Annotated in this window: 12 protein-coding genes; 5 read left to right on the top strand and 7 right to left on the bottom strand. The window is 63.8% G+C overall.

From position 1 onward, the window contains the following. Window positions 1-112 precede the first annotated feature (112 nt). A complete protein-coding gene (xerC, locus tag EL191_RS01665; RefSeq protein WP_017361211.1) occupies window positions 113-1009 on the top strand; it encodes a tyrosine recombinase XerC in 897 nt (298 codons plus the stop codon). Continuing rightward, window positions 1006-1707 (top strand): HAD family hydrolase, encoded by a 702-nt coding sequence (locus tag EL191_RS01660; RefSeq protein ID WP_041976041.1) that lies wholly within the window; start codon window positions 1006-1008, stop codon window positions 1705-1707. The genes xerC and EL191_RS01660 overlap by 4 nt, the downstream gene beginning before the upstream one ends. Before the next feature lie 286 nt (window positions 1708-1993). On the opposite strand, the gene sutA is transcribed toward EL191_RS01660, so the two are convergent. The 4 genes from sutA to glnK form a co-directional block, all read right to left on the bottom strand. After that, window positions 1994-2317, bottom strand: coding sequence for a transcriptional regulator SutA (gene sutA, locus EL191_RS01655; RefSeq protein ID WP_013713473.1), 324 nt, complete (start codon window positions 2315-2317; stop codon window positions 1994-1996). Window positions 2318-2394: 77 nt separating this feature from the next. After that, window positions 2395-2820 (bottom strand): secondary thiamine-phosphate synthase enzyme YjbQ, encoded by a 426-nt coding sequence (locus tag EL191_RS01650; RefSeq protein ID WP_041976039.1) that lies wholly within the window; start codon window positions 2818-2820, stop codon window positions 2395-2397. Window positions 2821-2918: 98 nt separating this feature from the next. Then, on the bottom strand, window positions 2919-4172 hold the full coding sequence (locus tag EL191_RS01645; protein WP_013713471.1) for an ammonium transporter: 1254 nt from the start codon (window positions 4170-4172) through the stop codon (window positions 2919-2921). Between the two features lie 333 nt (window positions 4173-4505). After that, window positions 4506-4844 (bottom strand): P-II family nitrogen regulator, encoded by a 339-nt coding sequence (gene glnK, locus EL191_RS01640; protein ID WP_003096476.1) that lies wholly within the window; start codon window positions 4842-4844, stop codon window positions 4506-4508. 410 nt (window positions 4845-5254) lie between these two features. Between glnK and EL191_RS01635 the strand changes: the two genes are divergently transcribed. Together EL191_RS01635 and EL191_RS01630 are read left to right on the top strand one after the other, a co-directional pair. Next, window positions 5255-5512 carry an accessory factor UbiK family protein gene (locus EL191_RS01635; RefSeq protein WP_041976024.1) on the top strand — a complete coding sequence of 86 codons (258 nt, stop codon included), beginning with the start codon at window positions 5255-5257 and terminating at the stop codon, window positions 5510-5512. A gap of 93 nt (window positions 5513-5605) precedes the next feature. Next, window positions 5606-7099 (top strand): YifB family Mg chelatase-like AAA ATPase, encoded by a 1494-nt coding sequence (locus EL191_RS01630; RefSeq protein WP_013713469.1) that lies wholly within the window; start codon window positions 5606-5608, stop codon window positions 7097-7099. A 1-nt stretch (window position 7100) separates the two neighbouring features. Here EL191_RS01630 and EL191_RS01625 read toward each other — a convergent pair whose 3' ends face one another. Both EL191_RS01625 and EL191_RS01620 read right to left on the bottom strand, forming a co-directional pair. Then, window positions 7101-9077, bottom strand: coding sequence for a methyl-accepting chemotaxis protein (locus tag EL191_RS01625; protein WP_013713468.1), 1977 nt, complete (start codon window positions 9075-9077; stop codon window positions 7101-7103). Window positions 9078-9249: 172 nt separating this feature from the next. Further along, window positions 9250-10170 carry a LysR substrate-binding domain-containing protein gene (locus EL191_RS01620; RefSeq protein ID WP_013713467.1) on the bottom strand — a complete coding sequence of 307 codons (921 nt, stop codon included), beginning with the start codon at window positions 10168-10170 and terminating at the stop codon, window positions 9250-9252. Window positions 10171-10309: 139 nt separating this feature from the next. On the opposite strand from EL191_RS01620, the gene EL191_RS01615 reads away from it, so the two are divergent. Next, on the top strand, window positions 10310-11695 hold the full coding sequence (locus EL191_RS01615) for a NorM family multidrug efflux MATE transporter (RefSeq protein ID WP_013713466.1): 1386 nt from the start codon (window positions 10310-10312) through the stop codon (window positions 11693-11695). Between the two features lie 9 nt (window positions 11696-11704). Here the strand turns inward: EL191_RS01615 and EL191_RS01610 are convergent, their stop codons facing one another. Beyond that, the gene (locus EL191_RS01610; protein WP_041769319.1) at window positions 11705-13375 is read right to left on the bottom strand and encodes a putative bifunctional diguanylate cyclase/phosphodiesterase; all 1671 of its coding nucleotides are present in this window, start codon (window positions 13373-13375) and stop codon (window positions 11705-11707) included. Window positions 13376-13523: the final 148 nt, after the last annotated feature.

The raw sequence follows: 13523 nt of genomic DNA, 5'->3' as shown, positions 1-13523 counted from the left end.
CGGGCTCATAGCTTGCCGACTTTGTAGGAGCGAATTCATTCGCGATAGGGTGGACGCCGAGCCAGCCATGATCGCTAATGAATTCGCTCCTACATGACCTCTGGGAGCATCGATGCACGATCGACTCGACGCCTACCTCGAACACCTGCGCCGCGAGCGCCAGGTGTCGGTGCATACCCTCGACGGCTATCGCCGTGACCTCGGCAAGGTGCTGGCATTCTGCGAAGCCGAAGGCCTGAGCGACTGGGCCGAGCTGGATACCCGCAACCTGCGCCGCCTGGTCGCCCGCCTGCATCAGCAAGGCCTGTCCAGCCGCAGCCTGGCACGTCTGCTCTCGGCCACCCGCGGCCTCTATCAATATCTGTTGCGTGAAGGCCTGTGCCGCCACGACCCGGCCACCGGCCTCAGCCCTCCGAAACGCGAACGCCGCCTGCCGCGCACGCTGGACGCCGACCGCAGCGCACAACTGCTCGATGGCGCGGTGGAGGACGACTTCATCGCCCGCCGCGACCAGGCCATGCTCGAATTGTTCTATTCCTCGGGGCTGCGCCTGTCCGAGCTGGTTGGCCTTGATCTCGACGGCCTGGACCTGCCAGCCGGTCTGGTGCGCGTACGTGGCAAAGGCAACAAAGTGCGCGAACTGCCGGTCGGAAGCCTGGCACGCCAGGCGCTGGAGCAGTGGCTGCCCCTTCGCAAGCTGGCCAACCCGAGCGATGGCGCGGTGTTCATCAGCCAGCAGGGCCGCCGCCTCGGGCCGCGTGCGGTGCAGCTGCGCGTGCGTCAGGCCGGCGTACGCGAGCTCGGCCAGCATCTGCATCCGCACATGCTGCGCCACAGCTTCGCCAGCCATATGCTGGAGTCCTCGCAGGATCTGCGCGCCGTACAAGAGTTGCTCGGACACGCCGATATCGCCACCACGCAGATCTACACCCACCTGGATTTCCAGCACCTGGCCAATGTCTATGACCAGGCCCACCCCAGGGCCAAACGCAAAGGCGGTTCCGAATGAGCATTGAACTGATCACCTTCGACCTCGACGACACGCTTTGGGACGTCACGCCGGTCATGCAGGACGCCGAAGCAGCCCTGCGCAACTGGCTCGCCCTGCACGCGCCGCGTCTGGGTGCGGTACCGGTCGAACACCTCTGGGCCGTGCGCAGCCGCCTGCTCGAAGCCGAACCGATGCTCAAACATCGCCTCAGCGAACTACGCCGGCGCATTCTGTTTCACGCCCTGGAAGACGCCGGCTACCCGCACAGCGAGGCGCAGACGCTGGCCGAGGCCGGATTCCAGGTATTTCTCAGCGCCCGCCATCAGGTCGCGCTGTTCGCCGAGGTACACCCGACGCTGGAGGCGCTGGCCGAACGGTTCATGCTCGGCGTGATCACCAACGGCAATGCCGATGTACGGCGCCTGGGCCTGTCGGAATACTTCCGCTTCGCCCTGTGCGCCGAAGAATTGGGCATCGGCAAGCCTGACCCGAAGCCCTTCCGTGAAGCCTTGAGCCGCGCAGGCGGCGTAGCAGCAGAGCGCGCCGTGCATATCGGCGATCATCCCAGCGACGATATCGCCGGCGCTCAGGCGGCCGGCATGCGGGCGATCTGGTTCAACCCGCAAGGTCGACTCTGGGAGGGCGAAACCACGCCGGATGCGCAGATCGCCAGCCTGGCCGAACTACCGGCATTGCTGGGTAGCTGGACGCGCTGACCCGCAGAGTGGACCTGAGCTCCTGAGAACAAGCCGCGCACGGCGTCGATACTCACGACACAACCGCTGCCCAGTGATCAGGTAGCCGGCAGATTTGCGTGGTTTTCGGCCCCATCCCCCAGCCCCTCTCCCATAAATGGGAGAGGGGTGCCAAACGCGCACGACCGCAAATGAACAGCCTGGCCGTCTCACCGAAGAGCCGCGGACGGTGTGCCCGAATCGTCGCCAGGGATGACGGGCAACAAAAAACCCGCCACAGGGGCGGGTTCCTTGCAGCGAGCCGTCCTCAGATGGGGCGGCTGCCGTATTTGCTGTCGGGCTTCTTGGGTGGGTCGGCGACCACGTTGGGCTCCACCTCCTGCACCTTGCCGCCACGGGCGAGGAACTCTTCCATGGCACGGGCCAGGGCATCGCGTTCCTTCTGCTTGGCTTCGATGCTGGGCATCTCGTCGACTTCGACGGCTTTGGCCTTGCTCTTCTTGCCGCTGGCTACGACCTCGCCGTCGCCTTCGTCATCGCTGCTGTCGCCGTCATCGGCGGCAGCCAGCTCCTCGCCATCGTCCTCGTCGGCCCCTTCCAGATCATCTTGTTCCAGGTCTTCGTCGCTCATGTTCAACCTCATGACTTGCGAAAAGCAGGTTAGTTATAGCCCAGCCACACGGTGTACACCGCACGACCAGAAAAAATTCAAATCACCTCGCCGTGCAGGGTCGCCACCACTTGCCGAGCGCCGCCATGATCGCGGTGCTCGCCTAGGTAGATGCCCTGCCAGGTCCCAAGCGCCAGCTGTCCCTGCTGTATCGGCAGCTGCAGCTGAAAGCCCAGCAAACTGCCCTTGAAGTGCGCCGGCAAATCATCCGGCCCTTCGTAATCGTGTTCGTAGCCCGCCTCACCCTGTGGCACTAGACGGTTGAAAAAGCGCTCGAAATCGCGGCGTACCGCGGGGTCGGCGTTCTCGTTCACCGTCAACGATGCCGAGGTGTGCTGCAGCCACAGATGCAACAGACCAATACGGATCTGCGCCAGTTCCGGCAATTTAGCCAGCACCTCTTCGGTCACCAGATGAAAACCTCGTTCGCGCGGGCGCAGGCTTATGATGCGTTGCTGCCACATGCCGCTTCTCACTCTTGATGGCTCCAGCGCGCGCATTCTAGCGTGCTGTCAGAAAAAACAAAGGGCGCCAAAAGGCGCCCTTGTCATTCCGGCGAAGCTTACTTCTTGCCGGTGAACTCCGGGTAGGCTTCCATACCGCACTCGGCGATATCCACACCCTCGTATTCCTCTTCCTCGCTTACGCGCAGGCCGATCACTGCCTTGATGATGCTCCATACGATCAGGCTGGCGATGAAGACCCAGGCGAAGATGCTGACGATACCCAGCAGCTGAGCACCCAGCGAAGCGTCACCGTTGGTCAGGCAGACAGCCAGCAGGCCCCAGATACCGACCACGCCGTGTACGGAGATGGCACCGACCGGGTCGTCGATCTTCAGCTTGTCCAGACCCAGGATGGCGAACACCACCAGCACACCGCCGACACTACCGATCAGGGTGGCCTGCAGCGCGCTCGGGGTCAGCGGCTCGGCGGTGATGGCCACGAGGCCGGCCAGGGCACCGTTGAGCGCCATGGTCAGGTCGGCCTTGCCGAACAGGATGCGAGCCACGACCAGCGCGGCGATCAGGCCACCGGCAGCGGCCATGTTGGTGTTGGTGAACACCTGAGCGACGGCGTTGGCGTCTTCGATGGTGCTCATCTTCAGCTGCGAGCCACCGTTGAAGCCGAACCAACCCATCCACAGGATGAAGGTACCGAGCGTGGCCAGCGGCAGGTTGGCACCGGGAATGGCATTGACCTGGCCATTGGCACCGTACTTGCCCTTACGAGCGCCCAGCAGCAGCACACCAGCCAGAGCGGCGGAAGCACCTGCCATGTGCACTACGCCCGAACCGGCGAAGTCGAGGAAGCCTGCTTCGTTGAGGAAGCCCGAGCCCCATTTCCAGAAGCCCTGAACCGGGTAGATGAAACCGGTCATGACCACCGCGAAGGCCAGGAAGGCCCACAGCTTCATGCGCTCAGCCACTGCACCGGACACGATCGACATGCAGGTTGCGGCGAACACCACCTGGAAGAAGAAGTCCGAACGCGCCGAGTAGTAGGGGGCATCGTCGCCACCGGCCAGAACGGACTCGACGGTGTTCTCGTCACCGATCAGGAAACCCAGGCTCGGCAGGATGCCGCCTTCCGGGCTGGAGTACATGATGTGGTAGCCGATCACCAGGTACATGACGCTGGCAACGGCGTACAGGGCCACGTTCTTGGTCAGGATCTCGGTGGTGTTCTTGGCACGCACCAGGCCGGACTCGAGCATGGCGAAGCCCGCTGCCATCCACATCACCAGGGCACCACAGATCAGAAAGTAGAAGGTATCGAAGCCGTACTGCAATGCAGTCAATGCTGTGTTATCCATTTTTCACCTCTTGCCGGCGCTTTCGTTGTGCGCTGTTCGGTTGAAACGTCCAGGTTGGCGCCGGACGCGTTCCGCATGCTTTACAGGTCGTTGCCACGCTCGTTCTGGATCACCGGAACCCCTGCGCCGTATGGCGACCAGGCATTCCCATCACTAGGCCGGGCGCGAGACCTGAAGAGGGTCTGGCACAGCAGAGTGGCGAGGGTATCGCCAACTCCGGCATCGCCCTCGAAAACAGCACATGGCCAGAATTCGAGGACAAAAGGGCTCCTAGCCCTGCGAAAGTTCGCAGAGTCATGGGTTTACTCCTGGGGCGTGGGGTTCGGAGGCGGGTTAGATCGCGTCGGTATCGGTTTCGCCGGTACGGATACGAATCGCCTGTTCCAGGTTGACTACGAAAATCTTGCCGTCACCGATCTTGCCGGTGTTGGCAGCCTTGGTGATGGCCTCGATCACGCGATCCAGCTGATCGTCAGCGATGGCCACGTCGATCTTCACCTTGGGCAGGAAGTCGACTACGTACTCGGCACCGCGATACAGCTCGGTATGGCCTTTCTGACGGCCGAAGCCCTTGACCTCGGTGACGGTAATGCCCTGCACGCCGATCTCCGACAGCGACTCGCGCACGTCGTCGAGCTTGAACGGCTTGATGATGGCAGTGACTAGCTTCATGAAACTTTCTCCCGTGTAAGGTGGACTTGCCCCAGGAATTGCGAACCCGGCTCAAGTCTAAGCGCAGTGTCTGGCTTTTGTAATGCACCGACCGTTCCAGCCTGGCCTGGTCGATACCCACCAACCGCTCTAGACGAAACACTCCCCCGCTTCGCCTGCCGCACCGGTACTGCATCGGTGCATGCGTCGCTGGGGTCTAAGCAGAAAGCTTGCCAGCTCCTGTAAAAGCGCCATCTGTCAGGCTTTTACCGGCGCATGGGGGCTTTGCCCATAGATCAAGGCGAAATCTCACGCACAATCTTGGTGCAGCAGCGCGTCTTTGCATGCTCAAAAATCGTGCAACCAATGCCCAAACGTCCCGACTGGAGTCGCGTGCTACACTGCCGACCATCTGTTTACGGAACCTGATCATGCTGCCGCCCAAAGCCCTGCTCGACACCCTCAGTAGCCACGCCTCACGCCTGTTCGGCGGTGATAGCCCGTTGCCGCGCGCCGAGCTGGAGGCCCAGTTCAAAGCCCTGCTGCAAAGTGGTTTCAGCAAGCTGGAACTGGTCAGCCGTGAAGAGTTCGACAGCCAGATGGTGGTTCTCGCCCGTACCCGCGCTCGCCTCGAAGCATTGGAAGCCAAGGTCGCGGAGCTGGAAGCCAAGCTCACTGCCGCAGACTAAGGTTATGTTGTAGGAGCGGCTTCAGCCGCGCACAGGCTTCGCGGCTGAAGCCGCTCCTACAGGCACTGCACCCCACTTGATCAAGGAGCGATCATGTCCCTGGCCATCGTCCATAGCCGCGCCCAGGTAGGCGTAGAAGCACCGGCCGTCACTGTCGAAGCGCACCTGGCCAACGGCCTGCCCTCGCTGACGCTGGTGGGCCTGCCGGAGACCGCGGTCAAGGAAAGCAAGGACCGCGTGCGCAGCGCCATCCTCAACGCAGCCTTCGAGTTTCCGAGCAAGCGCATTACCTTGAATCTGGCGCCGGCAGACCTGCCGAAGGACGGCGGTCGCTTCGATCTCGCCATTGCCTTGGGCATTCTCGCTGCCAGCGGCCAGGTGCCGGCAGGGTCGCTCGACGAATACGAATGCCTGGGCGAGCTGGCGCTGTCCGGCGCGGTACGTCCGGTACAGGGCGTATTACCGGCCGCCTTGGCAGCGCGCGAAGCCGGGCGCACCCTGTTGGTGCCGCAAGCCAATGCCGAGGAAGCCAGCCTCGCTTCGGGGCTGAAAGTCATCGCCGTCGAACATCTGTTGCAGATCGCGGCACACCTCAACGGCAGCGCGCCACTCGAGCCCTATGCCGCACAGGGACTGCTCAGACAGAGCCTGCCTTACCCGGACCTGGCCGAAGTCCAGGGCCAACTGGCGGCCAAACGTGCGCTGCTGGTGGCTGCCGCCGGCTCGCACAATTTGCTGCTCAGTGGTCCGCCCGGCACCGGCAAGACACTGCTGGCCAGCCGCCTGCCCGGGCTGCTGCCACCGCTGGATGAAAGCGAGGCGCTGCAGGTGGCCGCCATCCATTCGGTGGCCAGCCATACGCCATTGCAGCATTGGCCGCAGAGGCCCTTTCGCACACCACACCATAGCGCTTCGGGGCCAGCGCTGGTCGGCGGCGGCAGTCGCCCGCAGCCTGGCGAAATCACGCTAGCGCACCAGGGCGTGCTGTTCCTGGACGAACTGCCGGAGTTCGACAGAAAGGTGCTGGAGGTGCTGCGCGAACCGCTGGAGAGTGGCCATATCGTCATTGCCCGGGCGCGCGACAAGGTACGTTTTCCCGCCCGCTTTCAGCTCGTTGCCGCCATGAATCCCTGCCCTTGCGGCTATCTGGGCGACCCGAGCAACCGCTGCCGCTGCACACCGGAGCAGATCCAGCGCTACCGCGCCAAGCTGTCCGGGCCGCTGCTCGATCGTATCGACCTGCACCTGACGGTGGCCCGCGAAAGCACAGCCCTGGAGATGCCCCTGCAAGAAGGTGAAAGCACCGCTCAGGCTGCGGCCAAGGTGGCCAACGCTCGTCAACGCCAGGTGCGGCGCCAGGGCGTGGCCAATGCCTTTCTCGACCTGCCTGGCCTGCGCCAGCACTGCGCGCTGAGCGACGCGGATCGCCAATGGCTGGAGAACGCCTGCGAGCGCCTCGGCCTGTCCCTACGCGCAGCGCATCGAGTCCTCAAGGTCGCACGCACCCTTGCCGACCTCGCGGAGCGGCAGTCGATCGGCCGCGAGCACCTGGCCGAAGCACTGCAGTATCGCCCCGCCGCAGGCTGAATCAGCGGAAGCGCTCAACCTCCTGACGCAACTGAGCGGCAAGGCGATCCAGCTCGCGGGCTGTGTCGGCCAGGTTGGCAACCACCTCACGCTGCTCGCCGTTGGCCTGGGCGATGCTCTGCAGGTTGGCACTAAGTACGGTGGCGGTGCTGCTCTGCTCACTGGTGGCAGTGGTGATCGCAGTGAACTGTTCGCCCGCTGCCTCGCTCTGCTCACTGATCTGCGCCAGCGCCGCAGCTACCTTGGCGTTGCGTTCCAGGCCGTCCTGCATCAGTTGGCGGCCCTGCTCCATGGTGACAATGGCGCTGCTGGTCTCACTCTGGATGCTGCCGATCATCGTCGAGATTTCGTTGGTCGCCTCGCGGGTACGTCCGGCAAGGTTGCGCACCTCGTCAGCGACCACGGCGAAACCGCGGCCCTGCTCACCGGCGCGCGCCGCTTCGATGGCTGCATTGAGCGCCAGCAGGTTGGTCTGATCGGCAATCGAGGTAATCACACTGACGATGCCGCCGATTTCCTGCGAGCGCTGGCCCAGGCTGTTGATCACGGTCGAGGTCTGCTCCAGCGCCTCGGCAATCTGCACCAGCGCCTCTGAGGCCTGATCCATCGAGGTGCGACCGATACGGGTCTGCTGGGCGTTGTCACTGGCCAGGCGCTCGGTGCTGCGCATGTTGTCGGCGATGTTCTGCGAGGTGGCGCTGAACTCCTCCACCGCACCGGCCATGCTGGTGATCTCGCCGGACTGCTGATCAATACCCTGATAGGCATCACGCGACAGCGTCGACATCGCCTGAGAGCGGGCGCTGACATCCTGAGCAGCGCTGCGAATACCCGCCACCATGCTCGCCAGAGCCTCACCCATGCGATTGAAACTGCGGGCAAGCTCGCCGATTTCGTCGTCACTGGACGGCGCCATGCGCGCACCGAGATGACCGGCGCCCAACGCCTGCGCCTGCTGCACCAGATCACCCAGCGGGCGCAGCTTGCGCCGTAGCAGCCAGACCACGGCGATCACCGCCAGCAGCAGGGTCAGCGCGCTGCCGATGGCCAACTGGGTACCGACCCGCCAGGTGACAGCCTGGATTTCTTCACGCGGCATGCTTGCCAGCACCGTCCAGGGGCCGCCGGCAAATGGCATGGCGACGCTGTAGAACTCGTCGCGCCCATCGCTCCAGAAACCACCCTTGCCTGGGTTGGCAATCAGCTCGGCGAGCGCTTCGGGCAGCGTGCTCATGGTCACTGCACCAGCCGGGGGCACGAGCCACTTGCCCTGTTCGTCGAGCAAGGCCAGCGAGCCCGTGCTGCCGATACGGAAATCCGTGAGGTTACGCATCTGCAGGTTCTGCGCGTCGGTGTAGTCGAAGCCGACGAACAGCACCGCGATCACTCTCCCGCCAGAATCGCGTACCGGGGTGTACTGGGTCATGTAGTAGCGGTCGAACAGTAGCGCGCGACCGACGTAGTTCTGGCCGGACAGCAAGCGCTGGTAGGCCGGGTGCTGGTGGTCCAGCACAGTACCGAGCGCGCGCGTACCGTCCTGCTTGGTCAGCGACGTGGTGATGCGCACGAACTCCTCACCGTGGCGTACGAACACGGTAGCGACGCCAGCAGTCATGCGGGTGAAGTCGTCGACTTCACTGAAGTCGTTGTTGAGTCGCGTCGCCCCCCAGTAGAGCGCCGGGGGCTGCAGGCTGCCGACGGTAATGCGCTCATCGTCGCGCACCTGCAGGCCGCTACTGAAGCGCTGCTCGAACAGCCCAGCCAGGCGCTGCGTACTGTCGCGCAGGCTGCCGTGGAAGGTGTCCAGTTGGTCAGCCAGCAGGCGCGCTTCGCTGCCCAGATGCTCGGCGCGGGTCACCAGGTTGGCGCTGTTCAGCGAACGCAGGGCGAACAGGGTGCTGATGCTGATCAGCAATACCAGCACCAGCGCCAAGGCAACTGCCAGTTGCAAAGCGATGCGGGAACGGGGAGGGGTCATTCAGGCCTCTCAAGGCCTGACTCAGGGTGGCAGGCCAACGGAACTAGGGATGGATTGGACCAGAGTCATCAGACGACTTGGAGCCGAGGGCGCGGCAGGATACCTGAGTAGTATGGTTGGTCAATTGGCGTCTGCCGAATGGCCATCATTAATTATCAAAAAGCCAGCATGGTCACAGCAAACGCTCCACCTGCGGGAGCTGCATCGCCGCCACTTCTGCCAACAGGTAATCGCGCAACCGCTGCAGACGCGCCTGGGCGCGATGGCCACGCGGCCATACCAGATAGTAGCTGTCACCACTGAATACCGCCGTTGGCCAGGGTAGACCGAGTCGACCAGCGTTTACGTCCTCGGCCACCATCAGCAGGTCGCCGATGGACACGCCATATCCCCGCGCAGCCGCGACGATACCCAGTTCGAGCATGTCGAACAGCTGACCGGTCTTCAGTGGCACCTGCTCCCCCAGGCCGGTGGCCTGCAACCAGCGCCGCCAGTCGCGCCTATCCGGCGTCGGATGCAGCTGTTCGGCAGCCTGCAGACGTGCCAGCGTCCACGGGCCGGCCACCGTATCAGCGGCCGCGCACACCGGGGTCAGCCATTCCTCGAACAGCAGCACGCTTTCCCACTCGTCAGGAAACTGGCCGTCGGAAAGAAGGACTGCGCAGTCGAATGGCTCGTGGCGAAAATCGACCTTGTCCACATCCATCCACGCGCTGGTGAGTTGCACTTCGCTATCCGCGTTGGCCAGGCGAAAGTGCGACAGACGGGCCAGCAGCCAACGCATGGTCAGGGTGGAGGGCGCCTTCAGGCGCAGCACCTGATCGTCGATGCGCAACGCGGCGCTGGCTCGCTCCAGTGCATCGAAGCCATCGCTCAACCCCGGCAGCAAGGCGCGACCTGGGTCGGTCAGTTGCAGGCTGCGGCCGCGGCGCTCGAACAGGCGGCAGGCAAAGTAATCCTCCAGCGTGCGGATATGCCGACTTACCGCACTCTGCGTAATAGCCAGCTCCTCGGCAGCCCGGGTGAATGAGGCATGGCGGGCGGCAGCCTCGAAGGCACGCAGTGCGTACAGCGGAGGAAGGCGGCGGGTCATTGCACTGCTCCATGAGTTTTAGTCATGCCTGGCATGGTTATTTTCCTTTTGTGGGCAATCACTATAAACCCGAGAATAGCGGCCATTGCTCACCCGACGACAGTCTGGGGATGCTTACCCTACCGAAGTTTTACTCATCATGAAGAATTCCCTTGGCCATGAGCTGGGTGCACTGCTGCGCCTGGCCGGCCCGCTGATCTCCGCGCAGTTGGCCCACGCGCTGATGATTTTTACCGACACGCTGATGATGGCCATGCTCGGCCCGGAGCAGTTGGCCGGGGGCGCGCTGGGTGCCACCTGCTATTTCATCTTCTCGATCTTCTGCACCGGCGTGATCGCCGCGGTAGGCAGCCTGGTCTCGATTCGTCATGGTGCCGGTGACCCGAGCGGCGTCACCCGTCTGCTGCGCAACGGACTTTGGCTGGCCATGCTGCTGGGCGTTGCCAGTGCACTGTGCCTCAATGGGCTGGGCCCGTTGCTACCGCATCTGGGCCAGGACCCTGCAGCGGCCAACCAGGCCATGGCCTTCCTGCGCCCGCTGTCACTGGCCCTGCCCGGCTACCTGTGTTTCATGGCCCTGCGCGGCTTCACCAGCGCCATCGGCCATCCTGGCCCGGTGATGGCCATCAGCATCGTCGGTACGGCCGCCAACTTCGCCATCAACTATGCGCTGATCAAGGGTTGGTTCGGCCTGCCGAGCCTCGGTCTGAGCGGTATCGGCATGACCACCGCGCTGGTCAGCAGCGCCATGGCACTGGCTCTGGCGCTGTATATCCTGATCTCACCAACTTACCGAGGGTACAAGCTAAGAGGCGGCCTGGGTCGCCCGCAGCGGGCCGAGATACGCGATCTGCTGCGCCTCGGTTTGCCGATTGGCGGCACCTACGCCGCCGAGCAAGGCCTGTTCACCTTCGCCACGCTGTGCATGGGTGCATTGGGCAGCGTGCAACTGGCAGCCCATCAGATCGCCATACAGACAGTTGCCCTGGCGTTCATCGTGCCGCAGGGCCTGTCCTATGCGGTGACCTTTCGCGTTGGCCTGCACTACGGCGCCAACCGCCTGCATCTGTCACGCCTGGCAGGGCATCTGGGCATGTGCCTCGGCGCGGCACTGATGCTGATGTTCGCTCTGCTGTTCTGGCTGCTGCCGGAGTGGATCATCGGCCTGTTCCTAGACCGGCATGATCCGGCGTTCGCCGATATCGTCACCCTGGCGGTGAGCCTGCTGGCGATCGCCGCCTGGTTCGAGCTGTTCGACGGCCTGCAGAGCATCGCCATGGGTGCGATCCGGGGGCTCAACGACGGTCGTACCACTCTGGTGATCGGCCTGACCGGCTACTGGTGCATCGGCGCGCCGCTGGCCTGGCTACTGGCCTTCCCGCTGGGCTGGGGCGCCCATGGCGTCTGGTGGGGTCTGGCTGCAGGCCTGGCGGCGACGGCTACCGGCCTGGTGCTGGGTTTCCAATGGAAGATCGCGCGCCTGCAACGGCCGAAAGGTCTCGAAGGCGACATCTGCCTGTCGTAACCCGGCGGTTCACGAACCACCGCCGAGCAGCGGCTGGCGCATGCCGAACACCAAAAAACGCGCCAGCTCGGCCAGCGGCACGGCCTTGCTGATCAGGTAGCCCTGCACCTGATCGCAGCCGAACTGACGCAGCATGTCGAGCTGCTCGATGTTCTCCACCCCTTCGGCCACCACTTCGAGATTGAGGTTGTGCGCCAGGTTGATCATCGCCCGTACCAGTTGACGGTTCTCAGCGCGCTCGCCCATGCCGCCGACGAAACTCCTGTCGATCTTCAACAGGGTGATCGGCAGGCTGTTGAGGTGGACGAAGGAGGAGAAACCGGTACCGAAGTCGTCCAGCGAGAAACGCACGCCGAGCCGCCCCAGTGCCAACATGGTCTGCTGCACCTGATCGCTGCGGCGCATGACTGCGGTTTCGGTCAGCTCGAACTCCAGCCATTGGGCATCGACACCGCGCTCTTCGATCAGGCGGCTGAGCGTCGGCAGCAACTGACTGTCCTGGAACTGACGGAATGACAGGTTGATCGCCATGTGCAGTGCCGGCAGGCCACGCCCACGCAACCATTGCATGTCGCGCAGCGCGCGGGAGATGACCCAGTAACCGAGCGGCACGATCAGCCCGGTTTCCTCGGCCAGCGGCACGAACTCGTTGGGCGAGAGCAGCCCGCGTTCACTGTGCTGCCAACGCACCAGTGCCTCCAGGCCAACGATGCGCCCGCTCTTCAGGCACAGGCGCGGCTGGTAGTGCAGCTCCAGCTCGTCCCGACGCAACGCGCGGCGCAGCTCGCTCTCCAGATCGGCCTGGCTACGTGCACTACGGTTGAGGCGCTCGTCATAGACGTGAAACACGCAACCTTGCTGACTCTTGGCGTGCTGCATGGCGATATGCGCGTGCCATAGCAGCGGGTCGGCGCCCTCCCCGGCGCGGGCATGAGCCAGCCCCAGGCTGCAACCGATCAGCAGGCTCTCGCCGTCGACCCAATAGGGCTCACCCAGCACTTCGGTGACGCGCTCGGCCAGACGCTCGACGCGCTGTGGGTCGCGACGCACGTCCAGTAACAGCGCAAATTCGTCGCTGCCCAGGCGGGCCAGTTGGTCGCAGGGCTGCAGCAGGTTCTTCAGACGCGCCACCACTTGCAAAATCAGGCGGTCACCGCCCTGGTAGCCCAGGGCGTCGTTGGCGTGACGGAAGTTATCAAGGTCGAGATGTCCCAGCACCAGGCCACGGCCGCCGCATTCGGCCAGGCGCGCAGCAAGCAGGGTCTGGAAACCCTGGCGGTTGGCGATACCGGTAAGCGGGTCCTGCTCGGCGAGACGCTGCAGGGTATGTTTGAGATTGCCCTGCTCACGCGCGTAGCGCAGGCAGCGGCGCAAGACATCGAGGTTGAGACTGCTGCGCACCAGCCAGTCACTGACACCGACCGGCTCCTCGTTGGGCTCGTCTTCGAGCAGCAGCACCATAGGCAACGGGCATTGACCGGCCTCGGGCATTCGCTGCGGCGTGGCCAGCAGTAGGCCACTGGCGTGATCATCGAACAGGTTGCTGGCCGCGTCCCAGGACGGTGCGGTGATCAACGGAGAGGGGCTGCCAAGGGCGCCCAGGTGCTCGCGCAACAGTTCGGCCCAGCCAGGCGAATCTGCCAGCAGAACCAGGCGCATGGGTTCGACGAGCGTGGACAAGCGACCTCCCCCAATGATCAAGAATGATGGCGAATCGTGTCGCCTGACCGCGTCTTAACCGACGTCTAATCAATCACATCCGGGTGAAAGTGAACGCACATCCTGAGGTATAGCCAAAAAACCGGCAAGTGGAACCAGAGTACTGCAT

Origin of the sequence: Pseudomonas mendocina (assembly GCF_900636545.1) — a bacterium.
Lineage (GTDB): Bacteria > Pseudomonadota > Gammaproteobacteria > Pseudomonadales > Pseudomonadaceae > Aquipseudomonas > Aquipseudomonas mendocina.
Note: the sequence above shows the minus strand (reverse complement) of the source record. Positions and strands in the feature narration are given on the sequence as shown.

Coding starts and splice junctions, on each gene's coding strand:
- xerC (WP_017361211.1), top strand. CDS start 113: ATGCACGATCGACTCGACGCCTACCTCGAACACCTGCGCCGCGAGCGC.
- EL191_RS01660 (WP_041976041.1), top strand. CDS start 1,006: ATGAGCATTGAACTGATCACCTTCGACCTCGACGACACGCTTTGGGAC.
- sutA (WP_013713473.1), bottom strand. CDS start 2,317: ATGAGCGACGAAGACCTGGAACAAGATGATCTGGAAGGGGCCGACGAG.
- EL191_RS01650 (WP_041976039.1), bottom strand. CDS start 2,820: ATGTGGCAGCAACGCATCATAAGCCTGCGCCCGCGCGAACGAGGTTTT.
- EL191_RS01645 (WP_013713471.1), bottom strand. CDS start 4,172: ATGGATAACACAGCATTGACTGCATTGCAGTACGGCTTCGATACCTTC.
- glnK (WP_003096476.1), bottom strand. CDS start 4,844: ATGAAGCTAGTCACTGCCATCATCAAGCCGTTCAAGCTCGACGACGTG.
- EL191_RS01635 (WP_041976024.1), top strand. CDS start 5,255: ATGCTGCCGCCCAAAGCCCTGCTCGACACCCTCAGTAGCCACGCCTCA.
- EL191_RS01630 (WP_013713469.1), top strand. CDS start 5,606: ATGTCCCTGGCCATCGTCCATAGCCGCGCCCAGGTAGGCGTAGAAGCA.
- EL191_RS01625 (WP_013713468.1), bottom strand. CDS start 9,077: ATGACCCCTCCCCGTTCCCGCATCGCTTTGCAACTGGCAGTTGCCTTG.
- EL191_RS01620 (WP_013713467.1), bottom strand. CDS start 10,170: ATGACCCGCCGCCTTCCTCCGCTGTACGCACTGCGTGCCTTCGAGGCT.
- EL191_RS01615 (WP_013713466.1), top strand. CDS start 10,310: ATGAAGAATTCCCTTGGCCATGAGCTGGGTGCACTGCTGCGCCTGGCC.